The organism is Streptomyces sp. SKN60 (assembly GCF_026236535.1).
Lineage (GTDB): Bacteria > Actinomycetota > Actinomycetes > Streptomycetales > Streptomycetaceae > Streptomyces.
In genome coordinates, this window is record NZ_JAHTMW010000001.1 from 78,496 (window position 1) to 96,308 (window position 17,813).

Genomic DNA, 17,813 nt, shown 5'->3' on the forward strand with positions numbered 1-17,813 from the left:
CTGATCGCCGCCCGTGACACGCGGAAACAATTGCCTGGGCTTCCCCTGCCGCACCCCTCGCTGTACAAAGGAATGCAGAGGAACGCAATTTTGTCCCCGGATCGCCGTCGCATCGGCATCGCCGCACGTCAAAGCGGTGCCAACCCCTCAGCCCACACGCGATCCGCAGGAAAGGACCGATATCCGTGGCTCAGCGAGTAGTGGTCACTCTCTTCGACGACATCGACGGCGGAGAAGCGGCGGAAACGGTCGCGTTCGGCCTGGACGGGAAGATGTACGAGATCGACCTGAATCCCGCCAATGCAAAGAAACTGCGCAAGGTCCTCGCCCCCTACCTGGCCGCCGGCCGCACCGTTCGTGCCGCAGGTCACAGGGCCGGCGGGAAATCGGGCGCCCGGACCCCCGCGGTCCCGCTCAAGCACACCGCGCTCGCCCCGGACCCGGCCGCGGTCCGCGCCTGGGCCCAGTCCAACAAGCTGGAGGTCCCCGCGCGCGGCCGGATCCCCAAGCGCATCTACGAGGCGTTCCAGGCGGCGAGCTGACGGCCGGGGGCTCCGCGGTGCCGGTCCGGGGGCGGCCCCGGACCCGGATTTGCATTGCACCCCCCATGATCCGCTAGAGTCTGGATCACGCCGAGGGGCGAGGCCGAAAAGCCAAGTCCCACAAGCAGAGCGTGCGGGTGTAGTTCAGTAGTAGAACAGCCCTCTTCCAGAGGGAAGCCGCAGTGTGCGATCCCTGTCACCCGCTCTCTGCATCACGGTTACCAACCACTCCGGTGGATCAGGTACAGTGGTGCACGCACCGACCGGTGAAAGCCAGTCGGGAGCAATGCGGACGTGGCTCAGTTGGTAGAGCATCACCTTGCCAAGGTGAGGGTCGCGAGTTCGAATCTCGTCGTCCGCTCAGGGAGCGAAGGCCCCGGTTCTCAGGAACCGGGGTCTTCGTCGTGTTCAGGGCCTGTCCCGCCCTTATGACATTTGTCAGTCGGGGCGATGACAGCGCGCACTGCCGACCGCCCGGCACCGGCCCGAGCCTGGTGTCATGACGAACGTGATCGAGGCGGACGGCCTCCACCGGACCTACTCCGGCGGCTTCGAGGCCGTCGGGGGCATCTCCTTCACCGTGCCGCGCGGCGAGGTCTTCGCGCTGCTCGGCACCAACGGCGCGGGCAAGACCTCCACCGTCGAACTCCTCGAAGGGCTCGCCGCGCCCACCCGCGGCACCGTCCGCGTGCTCGGCCACGACCCGTACCGCGAACGCGCCGCCGTCCGCCCCCGCATCGGGATGATGCTCCAGGAAGGCGGCTTCCCCTCCGACCTCACCGCCGCCGAGACCGCGCGGATGTGGGCCGGCTGCACCACCGGCGCCCGCCCCGTCGCCGAGGCGCTGGACACCGTCGGCCTCAGCCACCGGGCCGGCGTCCGCGTCAAGCAGCTCTCCGGCGGCGAGCGGCGCCGGCTCGACCTCGCGCTCGCCCTGATCGGCCGGCCCGAGGTGCTCTTCCTCGACGAGCCCACCACCGGCCTGGACGCCGAGGGCCGCCGCGACACCTGGGAGCTGGTGCGCCGGCTGCGCGACGGCGGCACCACCGTCCTCCTCACCACCCACTACCTGGAGGAGGCCGAGAGCCTCGCCGACCGGCTCGCGATCATGCACCGCGGCCGGATCGTCACCGCCGGCACCCCCGCCGAGGTCACCGCCGCCCGCCCCGCCCGGATCCGGTTCCGGCTCCCCGAGGGCGTCCCGGCCGGCCGGCTGCCGCTCGGCCTCAAGGCCGCCGCCGACGGCCCGCGCGTCGAGATCCGTACGTACGAGCTCCAGAACGCGCTCGGCGAACTCCTCCACTGGGCCGCCGCCGAAGACGTCCGGCTCGACGGGCTCGACGCCCGGTCCGCCTCCCTCGAAGAGGCCTTCCTGGAGATCGCCTCCCGCGCCGAGTCCTTCGACGCCACCGACCGTGCCGCCCTGGAAGAGGTCCGATGAACGCCGCGCCGATGAACGCCACCGCCGCCCGCCTGACCGCCCTCGGCCGGGCCGAACTCACCCTCCTCGGGCGCAACCGCAACACCCTCTTCGTCGCGCTGCTCATGCCGGTGCTGATGATCTTCCTGCTGCGTTCCTCGCTCACCGGGCTGAGCGGCGGCCCGGGCGGCGCGGAGCGGCTGCCCATGGGCATCGCCGCGGCCACCCTGGTCGGCGGCACCGGCATGATCCTGATGCTCGTCGTCTATATGAGCCTGGTCTCCACCTACGTCGCCCGCCGCGAGGAGCTCGTCCTCAAGCGGCTGCGCACCGGCGAGGCCCGCGACCCCGAGATCCTGGCCGGCGGCGCGCTCCCGGCCGTCGTCATCGCCCTCGTCCAGTGCGCCGTGCTCAGCGCGCTCGGCCCCGCCGTCCTCGACGTGGCCGCCCCGCGCCGCCCCGACCTGCTGGTCCTGGGCGTGCTCGGCGCCGTACCGCTGCTCGCCGCGCTCGCCGCCCTCACCACCGTGATCACCCGCACCGTCGAGAGCGCTGGGCTGACCACCCTCCCCTTCTTCCTCCTCTCCGCGACGGGCTCGGGCCTGATGGTCCCGACCGACTCGCTGCCCGACCCGGTCGCCGCGGTCTGCTCGGTGCTTCCGCTGAGCGGCGCCATGGAGCTCGTACGGGCCGGCTGGCTCGGCGGCGGGGACGGCAAGGAACTGCTCGGTGCGGTCCTGACCACGGTGGCCTGGATCGTGATCAGCGTGTTTGCTGTGCGGAAGTGGTTCCGCTGGGAACCGCGCCGGTAGGGGACCGGGGCTGGGGACCGGGGCTGGGGACCGGGACTGGGACTGGGACTGGGGACCGGGGAAGACAACGGGGGCGGAAGTCGTGTCGAGGCTGACCGGATGGTGGAGCGGGCGCAGCAGCGCGGCCAAGGTCGAGCTGTACACCCGGTGGACCTTCCACACCTTCGTGCCGCTGGAGATCGTCGCGCTCACCAGCCTGCCGATCGGCCGGGCCGCCGACAGCCCGCTCGGCACGGGAGGCGCGGCGACGCTGATCCTGCTGACCTGCGTGCACGCCGTCCTCGGCGCCGTGGTCGCCTCCCGCGCCCTGGACTGGGGCCTCGACCGGCGCGAGCACCCCACCCGGCTCGCCGGCGCGCTGGTCGCGCTGACCTCCGGCGAGGTCGTCGGCACGCTCGTCCTGCTACGAGCCGGGGTGATCCGCGACGCGTCGATCGTCGCCGGCGTCTCGGTCGGGCTCGTCAGCTTCACCGTCGGCACCCTGGCGCTCTGCCTCCCCCGGGTGCGCCACATCCTGTACGCGGTCCCCGCGGCCGCGCTCGCCGTCGGCGCCCTGGGCGCACTGTGCGGCATCGGGTTCGGCCCGGCGGCCGGCCTGGCCGTCGGCGTCCTGTTCGGCGGCTACGGACTGGCCGGCGCCTGCGGCTTCTCCGGCTGGCTGGTGCGGATCGTCTGGGAGCTGGAGCGGTCCCGCGAGCTGAAGGCCCGGCTCGCCGTCGCCGAGGAACGGCTCCGCTTCGGACGCGATCTGCACGACGTCATGGGCCGCAACCTCTCGGTGATCGCACTCAAGAGCGAGCTCGCCGTGCAGCTCTCCCGGCGCGGGCGGCCCGAGGCGGCCGTGGACCAGATGACCGAGGTGCAGCGGATCTCCCGGGAGTCGCAGCGCGAGATGCGCGAGGTGGTGCGCGGCTACCGCGCGGCCGACCTGCGGACCGAACTCGAGGGCGCCCGGGGCGTCCTGGCCGCCGCCGGCATCGCCTGCGCCGTCGACGCGCCCGAGCTCGATCTCTCCGCCACGGTGGAGTCGGCCCTCGGGTGGGTGGTCCGGGAGGCCACCACCAACGTGCTGCGGCACGGCGACGCCCGGCACTGCGCGATCACCCTGGGCGAGGCGGCCGGCGCGGTGGTCCTGACCGTGGAGAACGACGGCGCGGATGCCACACCCGCGGGCACCGGGTCCGGGTCCAGGTCCGGGTCCGGGTCCGGGTCCGGCCTCGCCGGGCTCCGCGAACGGCTCGGCGCGGTGGACGGCACCCTGGAGGCCGGCCCGGCGGCCCCGCGCTCCTTCCGCGTCACCGCCCGGGTGCCGCTGCCCGCGCCGCGTATCGAAGAGGAGAGAGTCCTGTGACCGAGGCCGTGACCGAACCGCCCGTCCGTGTCCTGCTCGCCGACGACGAGCATCTGATCCGCGGCGCGCTCGCCGCGCTGCTCGCCCTGGAGGACGATCTCGTGGTCGTCGCCGAGGCGGCCTCCGGCCCCGAGGCGCTCGCGATGGCGCGCGCCCACCGGCCCGATGTCGCGGTGCTCGATCTGCAGATGCCGGGCGCCGACGGTGTGACGGTGGCCACATCGATCCGGGACGAACTCCCGGACTGCCGCACCATGATCGTGACGAGCCACGGGCGCCCCGGGCACCTCAAACGGGCCCTCGCCGCCAGCGTCCGCGGCTTCGTCCCGAAGACGGTCAGCGCCCAGCGGCTGGCCGAGCTGATCCGTACCGTGCACGCCGGAAACCGTTATGTGGACCCGGAGTTGGCGGCCGACGCGATCGCCGCCGGGGACTCCCCGCTGACCGCGCGCGAGGCCGAGGTGCTCGAACTCGCCGCCGACGGAGCACCGGTGACGGAGATCGCCGAGCGCGCCGCGCTGTCCCCCGGGACGGTGCGCAACTACCTCTCCTCCGCCGCCGCGAAACTCGGCGCCGAGAACCGTCACACGGCGGTGCGTCTCGCCCGCGCGAAAGGTTGGGTATAGTTAGCAGCGCGCTACGGCGCATGCGGACGTGGCTCAGTTGGTAGAGCATCACCTTGCCAAGGTGAGGGTCGCGAGTTCGAATCTCGTCGTCCGCTCCATACAGAAAGCCCCCGGTCGATCCGACCGGGGGCTTTCTCGTTGCCCTAGCTCCAGGCCTGGCCGGTGAGGAGCTCGTACGCCTCGGTGTACTTGGCGCGGGTCTTCTCGACGACCTCGGCGGGAAGCGCCGGCGGCGGCTGCTCGCTCTTGCGGTCCCAGCCGGAGGCCGGCGAGGTCAGCCAGTTGCGCACGATCTGCTTGTCGTACGAGGGCTGGGCGCGGCCCGGCTGCCACTCGGCGGCCGGCCAGAAGCGCGAGGAGTCCGGGGTGAGGACCTCGTCGGCGAGGACCAGGCGGGCGCCCTCCGGGGTGGACTCGAAGCCGAACTCGAACTTCGTGTCCGCCAGGATGATCCCGCGCTCGCGCGCGATGTCCCGGGCCCGGGAGTAGACGGCGAGGGTCGTCTGGCGCAGCAGCGCGGCGGTCTCGGCGCCGACCTGGCGGGCGACCTCCTCGTACGACACGTTCTCGTCGTGGTCGCCGACGGCGGCCTTGGTCGCCGGGGTGAAGATCGGCGCGGGCAGCTCGGAGCCGTCGACCAGGCCCTCGGGCAGGGCGAGGCCGCAGACCGTGCGGGACTCGTCGTACTCGACCAGGCCGGAACCGGTGAGGTAGCCGCGGGCCACGCACTCGACCGGGACCATGTCCAGCGACTTGCAGATCAGCGTGCGGCCGGCCCAGTCGGCGGGCGCGCCGGCCGGGAGCTCGGTCGACAGGACGTGGTTGGGGGCCAGGTCGGCGAGCTTGTCGAACCACCAGAGCGACAGCTGGGTGAGGACGCGGCCCTTGTCCGGGATCTCGGTGGGCAGCACCCAGTCGTACGCGGACAGGCGGTCGCTCGCCACCATGACGAGGTGGCCCGCCTCGTCGCGGTACAGGTCGCGGACCTTGCCCGTGTGGAGATGGGTCAGGCCCGGGACCTGGACGGGCTCGGGCTTTTCTACGAATCCGGACACGGTTCCTCCGCGTAGGTTGATCCAGGAGCAGCTCCGATTCTCTCGCACGTCGGGGCGGGTCCGGCCGCCGGGCGGTGTGAGCCCGCGCTCAGTCCCCCGTCGTACGAGCGCGTCCGCGCTCAGCCCCGCTCAGTCCCGCTTGCAGATGCGGTCGAGGAGGTTCGCCGTGGCCCGCTGGATCCGGGGGTCCACATGGCCCGGCCGGTCGAGCGCCGGCGACCAGGCGAAGGTGCCCGAGGCGAAGACCCAGGCGCCGGACGGGGCCCGGTAGAGGCTGGTCTCCTGGTGCCGCAGCGCGCCCTCGCCGTCCCGGTAGGGCGAGTGGGCGAGCAGGATGCGGCCCTGGTGCTCAGGGAGCGCGGTGCGCGGGAAGTAGCGGTCTGCCTCACCCGCGACCAGGCCCGGGATCTCGTCGCCCTCGCCCGCGCCGGTCGCCTCCCAGAGCCAGTGCTCCGCGTTCCGTACGACCATCGGGTGCGGTTCGGGCACCCGGCCCGCGTACTGGATGCCGAGCAGCTGCTGCTCCGGGCGGTCGACCTCCCGCCAGAGCGCCGGGCGGCCGGGCCCGCGGCGTTTGCGGCAGGTGAGGAGCCGGTCGGGCGCCCCGGACGGTGACGGGGCCAGCTCGATCTGCCAGTACATGGTGTTGGCGGACAGGAAGACGAGGGACGTGCCCTGGTCGCGGGCGAGCTCGACGGTCCGGCGCATCGGCACCGACCAGTACTCGTCGTGGCCCGGGAAGACCAGGCCCCGGTACCGGCTCGGGTCCACCCGGCCGGCGTGCAGGTCGCGGGTCTCCGCGTACGCCAGGTCGTAGCCGTAGCGCTCGGCCCAGCGGATGAAGTCGTACGCGTGCCCCACGTGCAGCGGCAGGCCCGCGCCCGCGTAGGGGCGGTCGAAGGAGACGGTCACGGCCGCCTCCTCCTCGCCGAGCAGCCGGCCCTCCTCGTCCCAGGCGTGGTAGAGGCTGGCGCCGGTCCGGCCGTCCTCCGGATAGAGGTTGTACGCCTGCCAGGTCACGTCCGGCAGCACCAGCAGCAGGTCCGCCGGGTGCCCGTCGCGGACGGTGAAGGGGATGTGGGAGCGGTAGCCGCCGACGGTGGTGAGCACGGCGACGTACGCGCCGATCGACCAGTAGGAGGGGATCTGCAGCCGCCAGGACTGCCACCAGTGGTGGCAGGAGACGGTCCGGTCGGCGGTCAGCGGGGCGGGCTGGACGATCCCGGAGAGGCGTGGGCTGGTGGTGATCTTGGCGGCGCCGTCGCCGCCGTAGTGCCCGATCCGGTAGATGTCGACCGAGAACTGCTGCGGCGGGTCCACGGTGATGTGGAAGTCGAGCGCCTCGCCGGGCGCCACCGCGCCGTTGGAGACGAAGCCCTTGATCTGGCCGTGCGCGTCGTCCGCGGTGCGCGGGCCGCCGAGCCCGCCCCGGGCCAGGGTCTCGTCCGCGTACCACGGGACCATCTGGCCGGTGTCGTCGAAGTAGTTCTCCGAACCGCGCAGCCAGGGCAGCGGGCCCTGCCCGAAGGGGTCCGAGACGGCGTGCGCGAGCGCGCCGGACTCCCACCGCCTGATCTGCTCCGCTCCCATTGCCGCGCCCCTCCCTCGACTCCCCCGGTCGTCCGGTCCGTCCCGCTCGGTGCCTCTGGTGTCTGCCTGCCGAAGATGCCTCTGTCAGTGCCGGTCTCCAGCACATCACATAACGCACGCACTCCGTCACCCTTCGTCGTGAATTGACGAGAGTGGAAGGCAGCCCTCCGGGAGGCCGGCCTCGGCGGTCCGCCCGGGGGCACGTACGTGGGCACGCCCCTGGGCGCGGCCTCAGAGCAACCGGACCGGCTTCTCCGGGCGCACCCCGGTGCGGTGCAGCCAGGCCCGCAGCGGCTCCGGGTCCCCGTCCTCCACCAGGCAGAGCACCGCCGGCACCAGGTCCGTGCTCCGCTCGCCGCGCACGAGCAGCGCCGGACCGTCCAGCCAGTCCAGACCGGGCGCCGCGTCGGCGGTGTCCACGGCGGCGCAGCAGACCATAGCGGCGACGTGGTCGGCGAGCAGGTCCCGGCCCGTACGGGGCGGCTGGAGCGGGAACAGCGGCAGCGGCCCGTCGGGGCCCTCGTCGACCGGCGCGACCGGCCGCTGCCCCTCCTCGCGGACCGTCTGCGCGGTCAGCGCGGCGGCCAGCACGTCGGCGGCCTCGGTGCCGGGCACCCGCTCGGGGGCGAAGTCCGGGCCGAGGTCCGAGCCCAGGTCCGGGTCGAGGTCCGGGTCGAGGTCCGGGTCCAGGACGTCGGGGGCTTCAGGAGCCGGGGCCGGGGCTTCGATGTCGGCCCGGCCCCGGGTCGTCGTCAGGTGGGCCATGACCCGGGTCAGGGTCGGGGCCTCGGGGGCGTCCTGGTCCCGGCGCGCGGCGGGTCCGCCGGGGGCGGTGGGACCGGACGCCCCGAGCCGGTCGAGGACCTGGTGGAGGCGGGCGGCGTCGGCGCGCCACTTCCGGTCGACGACCTCCTCCGCGTACGCGCTCCACTCCACCGGCGCCCAGTCCGGGCCCGGCTCGGCGGGCGCGCCGTGGAAGAGGCGGGCGGCGAGCAGCGAGGTCGCCTCGTCGACCGCGCCCGGCTCCTCCAGGAGGTCGCAGGCGGGCCGCTCGCCGAGCCGGGAGGCGAAACCGTCGGCGAGCCGGTCGCGGCGGGACAGCTCCGTGAGCGCCGACACCACGCCCGCGTCGAGGCGCGCGGGCCAGCGGCCCATCCGCCAGGCGGGCAGCGCGACCCGGGTGAGCAGCCGGTCCCAGCCCGCGTAGGCGAGGCCGACCTGCTCCTGGGCGACGATCCGCACCCCGTAGTCCACGGCCTGGGCGCGCTCGGAGCCGGCCGCGGCGACGCCCCGCTCCATCTCGGCGGCGTGTCCGCGGCAGCCCCGCAGCATGATCCGGGCGAGCCGGCCCACGCCCTCCGCGCCGATCCGGCGCACCGGGTCGAGGCCGGGGCGGCGGGGCACGGCGACGGCCGCGTCGAGCCCGCGCACGAAGCGGCGGGCGGCGGCTATGTCGGGATGCGCGGCCGGGCCCGTACCCGCGACGACCGGCGCGAGCACCGCGCGCAGCTCGGCGACCCGCATCCACCACAGGAACGGCGAGCCGATGACCAGGACGGGCGCCTCGTCGGCCCGCTCCCCACCGCGCGTGTGCGTCCGGTGCGCCGACCGGTGGGCCGGGTGCGAGCGGTCCTCCAGCCAGCTGTCGCAGTCCGGTGTGAGGGCTATCGCGGAGGGCGCGGGCACGCCGAGCCGGTCGGCGAGGTCGCGCACCATCCGGTAGAGATCGGGGGCCGCGCTCTCGGCGAGCTCCACCGTCGGGGTCACCGCGGGCTTCGAACGGGCGACGACCAGGGCGACGGCCGCCGCGACGAGCAGCACGACGACGGCGAGCGCGGTCACCACCCAGCGGGCGGTGTCCCAGCCGGGGCCGGTGAAGTGGCCGGTGACCCCGCCCGCGTACAGCACGACGGCGACGGCGGCGGGCAGCACCGCGAGGCCCAGCGCCCTGCCGCGCACGCGGAGCACCGCGAGCGCGCGGGAGCGGGCGGCGCGTGCGCCGAGCTCCTCGCCGGGTGCGGAACCGGTACCGGTCACGCCGTACATCACCCCCTCCTGCCCTGGTCGGGACGGCCCGTGCGGCCCGTGGCGGTGTTGCTCACTCCCCCACTGTGGCACCCGCCACTGACATCGCAAGATCGGAGGGCCAAGTGCCGGAATGCCTTCGCCGCACCCTAGTTGGGGCTTCGGCGGGCGTCATCCGGATGGGCGAGCCGTCACTCGATGGAATGGCTTTGGGCAAAGGTGATGACGAGGGCGCGGCGGTGCGGTTGACTGTGCCGCCGCGCCCCTGAGGCGCCATGAGGCGCCGGTGCGCCCGGGACGTCAGCCCCGGGCGGCCTTCTCGGCGATGTCCGTACGGTGCTGCGAACCGTCAAGACGGATTCGGCCGACCGCCGCGTAGGCGCGCTCGCGGGCCTCGGTCAGGTCCGAACCGGTGGCGGTCACCGAGAGCACCCGGCCGCCGGCGCTGACGACGGCGTCGCCGTCCTTCTTCGTACCCGCGTGCAGCACGTACGCGTGCGGCGCGTCCAGCTCCGCGACCTCGGCCAGGCCCTCGATCGGGTCGCCGGTGCGCGGGGTGCCCGGGTAGTTGTGGGAGGCCACGACCACGGTCACGGCGGCCTCGTCGCGCCAGGCCAGCGGGGCCTGGTCGGCAAGGGTGCCGTTGGCGGAGTGCAGCAGCACGCCGGCCAGCGGGGTCTTCAGGCGGGCGAGCACGACCTGGGTCTCCGGGTCGCCGAAGCGCGCGTTGAACTCGATGACCCGCACGCCGCGGCTGGTGATCGCCAGACCCGCGTAGAGCAGGCCGGAGAACGGGGTGCCACGGCGGCGCAGCTCGTCGACGGTCGGCTGGAGGACGGTCTGCAGGACCTCGTCGACCAGCTTCGGGTCGGCCCACGGCAGCGGCGAGTAGGCGCCCATGCCGCCGGTGTTCGGGCCCTCGTCGCCGTCGAGCGCGCGCTTGAAGTCCTGCGCGGGCTGCAGCGGGAGGACGGTGCTGCCGTCGGTGATGGCGAAGAGGGAGACCTCGGGGCCGTCGAGGAACTCCTCGATGACCACGCGGTCGCAGGCGAGCGCGTGGGCGCGGGCCTGCTCGATGTCCTCGGTCACCACGACGCCCTTGCCGGCGGCGAGACCGTCGTCCTTGACGACGTAGGGAGCGCCGAAGGCGTCGAGCGCCTCGTCGATCTCGGCGGGGGTGGTGCAGACGTAGCTGCGGGCGGTGGGCACGCCGGCGCCGGCCATGACGTCCTTGGCGAAGGCCTTGGAGCCCTCCAGCTGCGCCGCCTCCTGGGAGGGGCCGAAGACCGGGATGCCGGCGGCGCGCACGGCGTCGGCGACGCCCGCGACGAGCGGGGCCTCCGGGCCGACGACGACGAGCTCGGCACCGAGCTCGGTCGCGAGCGCCGTGACGGCGGCGCCGTCGAGCTGGTCGACGGCGTGCAGCTCGGCGACCTCGGCGATGCCGGCGTTGCCGGGCGCGCAGTGCAGAGCGGTGACGTCGGGATCGAGGGAGAGGGAGCGGCACAGGGCGTGTTCGCGGGCGCCGCCGCCGATGACGAGGACCTTCACGCCAGCCAGGGTAGCCCGCGGCTGACCATGATCTTTGTGCGGGCCGCTGAGCGAGACGCTCCTACTCGTTCGTGTATTCCTCCAGGACGGTGGCCCCGAGCTCGCGCACGATCAGCTCGTGCCCGGACAGCGCGGAGTCCACGAGGTCCGGGTCGTCCTCCTCCGGCACGTCGTCCTCGGGCGCCACCGGCGGCGGTCCCTGGGGTACGTGGGCGGGCGCGGGCGCCTGCGGGGCGGGCTGCGGAGCCGACGGTACGGACGCGGGGCCGGGCGCCGCCGCCTGCGGGGCCTGCTGCATCGGCGGCGGAGCCTGTACGGGGGCGGGCGCGGGCGCCTGCGGGCGCACCGGGGCCGGGGCGGACGGGCGGCCGCCGCCGAAGCCGGTGGCGGCGGGCGGCGGGTTGGCACCGCCCGAGGGGTCGATGATCGCCTCGATCTTCCAGTGCACGTTGAACTGCTCGGCCAGGGCCGCCTTCAGGACGTCCTCGCTGCCGCTGCTCGCGAAGTTGTCCCGGGCGCCCGCGTTGAGGAAGCCGAGCTGGACGGTGGTGCCGTCGAAGCCCGCGACCTGCGCGTTCTGCGAGAGCAGGATCCAGGTGAAGCGGCGCCGGTTCTTGACCGCCTCCAGGATCTGCGGCCACATGTTCCGCACCTGGGCGGCGCCGGCCGCCATGTCCCCGGAGGGCGCGGCGCCCTGCGGCGCCGGGGCCTGCTGGGGAGCGGGGGCCTGTGCCTGCGGGGCGGGCGCGGGCGCCGCGGGTGCGGCTCCGGGCCAGGCGCCGGGTGCGGCACCGCCACCGGGGCGGGCGGCTCCGGGCCAGGCCCCGGGCTGGGGCTGCTGTTGCGGCTGCTGCTGTACGGGTGCGGGTGCCGGGGCAGGGGCCGGGGCGGGGGCCTGCGGGGCGGGCGCGGGGGCGGGCGGCGGGACATGGGCCTCCGCCGTCGGCACGTACCCCATCTGCGGCGCGGGCGAGGTGGTCGTGAAGACGGCGGCGGGCGGCGCGGCGGCGACCCCGCGCTCCAGCCGGTCGAGGCGCGCCTGCATCGACCGCTCGTCGTCGAAGGCGGCGGGCAGCAGCACGCGCGCGCAGATCAGCTCCAGCTGGAGCCGCGGCGAGGTCGCGCCGCGCATCTCGGTCAGACCCGCGTTCACCAGGTCCGCCGCCCGGCTGAGCTCGGCGGCGCCGAACACGGAGGCCTGCGCCTGCATCCGCTCGATGACGTCGGCGGGCGCGTCGACGAGGCCCTTCTCGGCGGCGTCCGGCACGGCGGCCAGGATCACCAGGTCGCGCAGCCGCTCCAGGAGGTCGGCGACGAAGCGCCGCGGGTCGTTGCCGCCCTCGATCACCCGGTCCACGACCTCGAAGGCCGCGGCCCCGTCCCCGGCGGCGAACGCGTCCACCACCGAGTCGAGCAGCGAGCCGTCCGTATAACCGAGGAGGGACGTGGCCATGGCATACGTCACACCGTCGTCGGCGGCGCCGGCGAGCAGCTGGTCCATCACGGACATCGAGTCACGCACCGACCCGGCACCGGCCCGGACCACCAGCGGCAGCACCCCGTCCTCGACCGGGATGCCCTCGCGGCCGCAGACCTCGCCCAGGTACTCCCGCAGGGTGCCGGGCGGCACGAGCCGGAAGGGGTAGTGGTGGGTGCGCGAGCGGATCGTCCCGATGACCTTCTCGGGCTCCGTGGTGGCGAAGATGAACTTGAGGTGCTCCGGCGGCTCCTCGACCACCTTCAGCAGGGCGTTGAAGCCCGCCGAGGTGACCATGTGCGCCTCGTCGATGATGTAGATCTTGTAGCGGCTGGACGCCGGCCCGAAGAACGCCTTCTCGCGCAGGTCACGGGCGTCGTCCACACCACCGTGCGAGGCCGCGTCGATCTCGATGACGTCGATCGACCCCGGCCCGTTGCGCGCGAGGTCCCGGCACGACTGGCACTCCCCGCACGGCGTCGGGGTGGGACCCTTCTCACAGTTCAGACAGCGCGCCAGGATGCGCGCACTGGTCGTCTTGCCACAGCCGCGCGGCCCGCTGAACAGGTACGCGTGATTGACCCGGTTGTTCCGCAGCGCCTGCTGCAGCGGGTCGGTGACATGCTCCTGCCCGATGACCTCGGCGAAGGACTCGGGGCGGTAGCGGCGGTACAGCGCGAGAGACGACACGTATACGAGGTTATAGGCGCCCACTGACAACCCGAGAACAATCGCCCGCCCGGCCGCCCGGCCACCTCCGGCCCGGGCCCCGTGTCCGCCCCCGCCCGGAAACGCAAGCGCCCCCCACGCACCCGCCAGAGCCGACCTACCCTTGCTGCCTTCCGGCCCTGGGGGAGTTCAGTCAGATAGCGCCACGTGAGGGGCTCCGCCCAGAGTACCCGATCCCCACCCCCACCCGTCCCCCACCCTCCCCCACTCCCCGACCTGCACCCTTCCCCCGACCCCCGCTCCAGATCATGTGCGCGAGCACCCCTCCCGGTCATGTAATGTTCTCCACGGAGGATTCGCCTAGAGGCCTAGGGCGCACGCTTGGAAAGCGTGTTGGGGGCAACCCCTCACGAGTTCGAATCTCGTATCCTCCGCAGCCGCCTGAACAGGCGAAACGAAGACCCCGGACCGCTCCAGCGGCCGGGGTCTTCGGCATGCCCTGGTCTCAGTTTCGGTCTCATTTATTTGCGACATTCGCGATATTTCTCGCGATGCGCCAGGACACCCTTGGGGAGCGGCGAGCGTCGGGGCCGACGGGTGCACACTGCGAGGGCCGCCAGAACCAGGAGTATGTTTTATGTAGGCGTACTTCTATATCTGGAGCACTCGTGGACAAGCCTGCCGAGATGTTCGACCGGGATTACGAGTGGTCGGCGCTGAGCCGGTTCATCACCGATCCTCAGCCAGGAGCGACCCTGGGTGTGGTCTCCGGTCGTCGCCGCCAGGGCAAGACGTTCCTGCTGGATGCCGCCTGCCGTGCCACCGGGGGGTTCTACTTCGGGGCCACCGAGGCCGCCGATGCCGAGTCGCTACGGCGGATCAGCGCGGCGCTGACCGCCCACGTCCGTCCTGCCAGCCCGTTCCACTTCGCCAACTGGGCAGAGGCCGTCGACGCACTGCTCGCGCTCGGCGCCGAGCGGCCCGTCCCCGTGGTGATCGACGAGTTTCCCTACCTCGCCAAGGCCAACCCCGAGCTGCCTTCGATCATCCAGGAGGCGTTGCGGCCCCTGCGTGACCAGCGCACAGGCTCCCGTACCCGGCTGCTGCTGTGCGGCTCGGCACTGTCCTTCATGGGCAGGCTGCTCTCAGGTAACGCCCCACTGCGCGGACGGGCGGGGCTGGAGTTGGTCGTCCGCCCCCTTGACCACCGCCTCGCCGCCGAGTTCTGGGACATCACCGACCCCCACCTGGCCATGAAGGTGAACGCGATCGTGGGCGGCACCCCGGCCTATCGGCGCGAATTCGCACGCGGCGACACGCCAAAGGGTCCGGATGACTTCGACGACTGGGTCATCCGCACCGTCCTCAATCCCGAAACCCCCCTCTTCCGCGAGGCCCGCTACCTGCTTGCCGAAGAACCCGACCTCCGCGACACCGCCCTGTACCTGTCCGTCCTGGCCGCCGTCGCCGACGGCAACGCCACCCGCGGGGGCATGGCCGGCTACCTGGAACGCAAGGCCACCGACATCGCCCACCCCATCAACGTCCTCGAAGACGCGGGCCTGCTGCACCGGGACGCGGATGCCTTCCGCGACAACCGTCCCACCTACCGCATCGCCGAACCGCTGATCGGCTTCTACCACGCGATCATGCGACCGGTCTGGGACCAGCTCGAACGCCCCGGCAGCGCGACACGGGTCTGGCAGGCCAGCCGTCGCCGCTTCGTCAGCAACGTCCTTGGGCCGCATTTCGAACAGGTCTGCCGTGACTGGGCACTACATCACGCCGCCCCCGAGCTCCTGGGCGGTCTACCCGCCCGCGTCGGACACGGCGTCGTCCACGACCCCAAGGCCCGCACCGGCCACGAGGTCGACGTGGCTGTCGTCGGAATCGCGGATGGTGGCAAGCCGCCCCTCCTGGCCATCGGAGAGGCCAAGTGGAACGACACCATAGGCATCGCCCATATCGAACGCCTCCGGCACATCCGCGACCTCATCGCCCAGGCCGGGCGCTACGACACCACCGGCACCCGGCTCATCTGCTTCAGCGGAGCCGGATTCAACGACAAGGCGCACGCCACCGCTGCGGCCGACCCGGACGTCCGACTGATCGACCTGGCGACCCTCTACGGCCGAGTCTGACCACTGCCCGTGCTGTCGGAACACCATGGTGAGCGCGCCGATGAGACGCATTCACAGGCTGGAGGCATCTCCATGCGGATCACGAGGGAGGGGCGCAACCTGATGGCATGAGCGGAAACAAGCCCACCGGTCCACCGCCGGGACGGCAGCGGGGGCAATCACGGCCTTCGCCTTCGGCCCCCTCGCCACGCAGGAAGATCCTCAGCCATGCCGCCGCAGCGCTCGGCGGACTACTGGTCGGTGTGCTCATCGGCGTGGTGGGATCGCGAGGCGACACCGCGGACTCCCCATCCGTTACCCAGACCGTGACTGCCACGCCTCAAACAACCCAAACGCCCGAGACCGCCGGCCAGCCCACCATCAGCACACCGAAGAAGGACTCCACGCCTACCGCGGAAATCCCTGGTGACGGCGTCTTCCTCGTGGGCAAAGACATCCAGCCGGGCACATATCGCAGCGACGGCAAGGACAACGTCCTCTGCTACTGGGCACGGCTGAGCGACACCACCGGCGAGCTGGGCGACATCATCGCCAGCGGGAATGCCGAGGGGCAGGCCATCGTCAAGATCGACCCAAGCGACAAGGCGTTTCAGAGTTCCGACTGCAAGTCCTGGCAGAAGATCGCATAGAACGGCCGGCCCTGATGGGCAACCGTGCGGTAGGAGGCCGAGAGGTTCTCGGTGATCAGCGACGCAGCGGCTGTCTCTGGTCTCAGTTCTGGTCTCAGTTCTGGTCTCATTCGCCTTCGTCCGGCCCCGTCCGGGCGGGTCCACCCCGAAGGCTCCGTCGCAGGTCAGGTCACCTACGGCCCCGCCGTACCCCCGTACGAACATTTGGAAAGCGTGTTGGGGGCAACCCCTCACGAGTTCGAATCTCGTATCCTCCGCCAGGCAGAAGGCCCGGACCGCTCAGCGGTCCGGGCCTTTGTCGTTCCACCGGGCCGGGCCTGAATCACACCGGGCAGGGCCGGTACTCCAGGCTCAGTTCGCGGTCGACGGCGTAGCTGGTGCGCATGGAGGCGTCGGTGACCTTCTCCCAGGAGCCGTACTTCGCGTACAGCTGGTCGGCCGTCGGGCCGAGGGGGTTGCCGTACTTCGCCATGTTGCGCTCCTCCAGGATGCGGACCTCGGCCGGGGTCATGCCGGCGCGGGTGATCTCCTTGGCCTGGTTGCGCATGTCGACGAGCTCGCGGGCGATCTCCTCCTCGGTGGCACCCGCCGCCCGCATGTCGGCCTCCGTGCGGTGCATGTCCTCCAGGAGCTCGTGGTAGCGGATGCGGGTGCGCTGGGCGTCGACCTTCTCGTCCATCGGCATCACGCGGATGCGGCACACGACCGGGTCGGTGCTGGGACACGGGTCGTCGGCGGCGACGGGCGGGGCGAGCGGGGCGGTGATGATCGAACCGCAGGCCTCGGCGGCGCCCGCCGAGGCCGCGGCCCCGGTGGTGAGCAGGGCGACGGCGGTGACGAACGGTACGAGGACACGACGCGGCAGGGTCGAGGAGAGGCGCATGCGCGCATCCTCGGCAGCCGCGCCGCGCCCGTTCACGCAGGCGCACCGCCGGAGCGGGGTGATCACACCGGTGATCACCCCGGCGAGTGACGACCGCTGGGGGAGGTCCGTGCCGGGAATCCCTTCCGCCCGTGAGCCGTCAGCCGTGAGTCGTCAGCCCGTGAGTTCGCGCTGGAACTCGTGCGCCTCGTGCGTCGGCAGGTAACCGAGGGCGTCGTTCACGCGCCGCATGTACGGGTTGTTGTCGGCCGTGTCCGTGACGAGCCCGCCGAGCTTCGGCTGCCGCTCGCGGGCGCGCACGATCGAGGCGGCCTTCATCCAGCGGGCAAGGCCGTGGCCGCGGTGCTCGGGAAGGACGGCGGTGCCGTAGTGCTCCCCGTCGCCCACCCCCTCCGCCGGGCTCACGAGCTCGGTGAACCCGACCACCGAACCGTCCGCCTCGGCCACCGCCGCCACCGTGTGCAGCACCTCGCCGCGCCCCTCGACCGCGCCGACCGCCGCCCGTACCCGCTCCAGGTCCCACACCACCGTGCCGTAGTCGATCGTCCCCATCGGCATGTCGTCCATCGCACGGCGCGAGGCGACGTAGCTCGCCGCCAGGTCGTCCGGCACCATGCCCTCCCACTCCACGAGCCGGTAGCCGGCCGGCGCCTTCTCGACCTCCGCGGCGAGCGCGGGGACATCGGCCTCGGCGAGGGGCAGTCGGGCGTACGTGAGCGTCATCGCGACCCGGAAGCCGCGCGCCGCGAGGAACGCGGCGCCCGGCGACCCCGCCTCCGCCTGCGCGACAAGACTGCGCCGCCCGTCCTCCCGCGCCGCCGCCACCACCGCGTCGAGCAGCGCGGTGGCGACGCCCCGCCGCCGCTCGGACGGATGGACCCGCGCGTCGAACTCGGCGAGGTGCCGCTGCCCCTCCCGCTCGAAGAGCCGCAGGAAGGCGGACCCGGCGGGCGCCCCCTCGGGCCCGTCGGCGAGCCAGGCGAGACGGCGGCCGATGGAGTTCGGCTCGGGGTCGGCGAGGGCGGTCAGGCGTATGGGCACG

The 17,813-nt window shown here is 72.9% G+C and carries 14 protein-coding genes, 4 tRNA genes and 1 other RNA gene; 11 read left to right on the forward strand and 8 right to left on the reverse strand.

Features of this window, described 5'->3' with window-relative positions; all coding sequences use genetic code 11:
• The first annotated feature begins 185 nt into the window (after window positions 1-185).
• From KV205_RS00360 to KV205_RS00395, 8 genes are all read left to right on the forward strand, one after another.
• Window positions 186-542, forward strand: a complete 357-nt coding sequence (locus tag KV205_RS00360) for an Lsr2 family protein (protein ID WP_265861197.1) — start codon at window positions 186-188, stop codon at window positions 540-542.
• 133 nt (window positions 543-675) lie between these two features.
• Window positions 676-747: transfer RNA gene (locus KV205_RS00365), tRNA-Gly, on the forward strand.
• Window positions 748-830: 83 nt separating this feature from the next.
• Window positions 831-903 (forward strand) — tRNA-Gly (locus KV205_RS00370).
• Between the two features lie 138 nt (window positions 904-1,041).
• The gene (locus tag KV205_RS00375; protein WP_265861198.1) at window positions 1,042-1,983 is read left to right on the forward strand and encodes an ABC transporter ATP-binding protein; all 942 of its coding nucleotides are present in this window, start codon (window positions 1,042-1,044) and stop codon (window positions 1,981-1,983) included.
• Window positions 1,980-2,774, forward strand: coding sequence for an ABC transporter permease (locus KV205_RS00380; RefSeq protein ID WP_265861199.1), 795 nt, complete (start codon window positions 1,980-1,982; stop codon window positions 2,772-2,774). Before KV205_RS00375 ends, KV205_RS00380 begins: the two co-directional genes overlap by 4 nt.
• A gap of 82 nt (window positions 2,775-2,856) precedes the next feature.
• On the forward strand, window positions 2,857-4,125 hold the full coding sequence (locus KV205_RS00385) for a sensor histidine kinase (RefSeq protein ID WP_265861201.1): 1,269 nt from the start codon (window positions 2,857-2,859) through the stop codon (window positions 4,123-4,125).
• A gap of 8 nt (window positions 4,126-4,133) precedes the next feature.
• On the forward strand, window positions 4,134-4,751 hold the full coding sequence (locus tag KV205_RS00390; protein WP_265861870.1) for a response regulator transcription factor: 618 nt from the start codon (window positions 4,134-4,136) through the stop codon (window positions 4,749-4,751).
• A 22-nt stretch (window positions 4,752-4,773) separates the two neighbouring features.
• Window positions 4,774-4,849: transfer RNA gene (locus tag KV205_RS00395), tRNA-Gly, on the forward strand.
• Window positions 4,850-4,894: 45 nt separating this feature from the next.
• Here KV205_RS00395 and KV205_RS00400 read toward each other — a convergent pair.
• The 6 genes from KV205_RS00400 to ffs all read right to left on the reverse strand — a co-directional run bounded on the left by KV205_RS00400 (window position 4,895) and on the right by ffs (window position 13,338).
• The gene (locus tag KV205_RS00400) at window positions 4,895-5,806 is read right to left on the reverse strand and encodes a phosphoribosylaminoimidazolesuccinocarboxamide synthase (RefSeq protein WP_265861202.1); all 912 of its coding nucleotides are present in this window, start codon (window positions 5,804-5,806) and stop codon (window positions 4,895-4,897) included.
• Between the two features lie 129 nt (window positions 5,807-5,935).
• On the reverse strand, window positions 5,936-7,396 hold the full coding sequence (locus tag KV205_RS00405) for a N,N-dimethylformamidase beta subunit family domain-containing protein (protein ID WP_265861203.1): 1,461 nt from the start codon (window positions 7,394-7,396) through the stop codon (window positions 5,936-5,938).
• A gap of 231 nt (window positions 7,397-7,627) precedes the next feature.
• A complete protein-coding gene (locus tag KV205_RS00410; RefSeq protein ID WP_265861204.1) occupies window positions 7,628-9,442 on the reverse strand; it encodes a hypothetical protein in 1,815 nt (604 codons plus the stop codon).
• 279 nt (window positions 9,443-9,721) lie between these two features.
• Window positions 9,722-10,972, reverse strand: a complete 1,251-nt coding sequence (purD, locus tag KV205_RS00415) for a phosphoribosylamine--glycine ligase (RefSeq protein ID WP_265861205.1) — start codon at window positions 10,970-10,972, stop codon at window positions 9,722-9,724.
• 61 nt (window positions 10,973-11,033) lie between these two features.
• Window positions 11,034-13,139: a DNA polymerase III subunit gamma and tau gene (locus KV205_RS00420; RefSeq protein WP_265861206.1), complete on the reverse strand. Its 2,106-nt coding sequence runs from the start codon at window positions 13,137-13,139 to the stop codon at window positions 11,034-11,036.
• Between the two features lie 100 nt (window positions 13,140-13,239).
• An RNA gene (gene ffs / locus KV205_RS00425) (signal recognition particle sRNA small type) lies at window positions 13,240-13,338 on the reverse strand.
• A 129-nt stretch (window positions 13,339-13,467) separates the two neighbouring features.
• Here ffs and KV205_RS00430 point away from each other — a divergent pair.
• The 3 genes from KV205_RS00430 to KV205_RS00440 all read left to right on the forward strand — a co-directional run bounded on the left by KV205_RS00430 (window position 13,468) and on the right by KV205_RS00440 (window position 15,888).
• Window positions 13,468-13,552 (forward strand) — tRNA-Ser (locus KV205_RS00430).
• A gap of 234 nt (window positions 13,553-13,786) precedes the next feature.
• Window positions 13,787-15,259 carry an ATP-binding protein gene (locus KV205_RS00435; protein WP_265861207.1) on the forward strand — a complete coding sequence of 491 codons (1,473 nt, stop codon included), beginning with the start codon at window positions 13,787-13,789 and terminating at the stop codon, window positions 15,257-15,259.
• A gap of 107 nt (window positions 15,260-15,366) precedes the next feature.
• Complete coding sequence (locus KV205_RS00440) at window positions 15,367-15,888, forward strand: hypothetical protein (protein ID WP_265861208.1); 522 nt, start codon at window positions 15,367-15,369, stop codon at window positions 15,886-15,888.
• 322 nt (window positions 15,889-16,210) lie between these two features.
• Here the strand turns inward: KV205_RS00440 and KV205_RS00445 are convergent, their stop codons facing one another.
• Together KV205_RS00445 and KV205_RS00450 are read right to left on the reverse strand one after the other, a co-directional pair.
• Complete coding sequence (locus KV205_RS00445; protein WP_265861209.1) at window positions 16,211-16,771, reverse strand: hypothetical protein; 561 nt, start codon at window positions 16,769-16,771, stop codon at window positions 16,211-16,213.
• Between the two features lie 153 nt (window positions 16,772-16,924).
• Window positions 16,925-17,812, reverse strand: a complete 888-nt coding sequence (locus KV205_RS00450; protein WP_265861211.1) for a GNAT family N-acetyltransferase — start codon at window positions 17,810-17,812, stop codon at window positions 16,925-16,927.
• Window position 17,813: the final 1 nt, after the last annotated feature.

Bases quoted from the DNA above. Each gene is read 5' to 3' on its own strand.
- KV205_RS00375 (WP_265861198.1), top strand. From the start codon at position 1,042: ATGACGAACGTGATCGAGGCGGACGGCCTCCACCGGACCTACTCCGGC.
- KV205_RS00380 (WP_265861199.1), top strand. From the start codon at position 1,980: ATGAACGCCGCGCCGATGAACGCCACCGCCGCCCGCCTGACCGCCCTC.
- KV205_RS00405 (WP_265861203.1), bottom strand. From the start codon at position 7,396: ATGGGAGCGGAGCAGATCAGGCGGTGGGAGTCCGGCGCGCTCGCGCAC.
- KV205_RS00410 (WP_265861204.1), bottom strand. From the start codon at position 9,442: ATGTACGGCGTGACCGGTACCGGTTCCGCACCCGGCGAGGAGCTCGGC.
- KV205_RS00440 (WP_265861208.1), top strand. From the start codon at position 15,367: ATGAGCGGAAACAAGCCCACCGGTCCACCGCCGGGACGGCAGCGGGGG.
- KV205_RS00445 (WP_265861209.1), bottom strand. From the start codon at position 16,771: ATGCGCCTCTCCTCGACCCTGCCGCGTCGTGTCCTCGTACCGTTCGTC.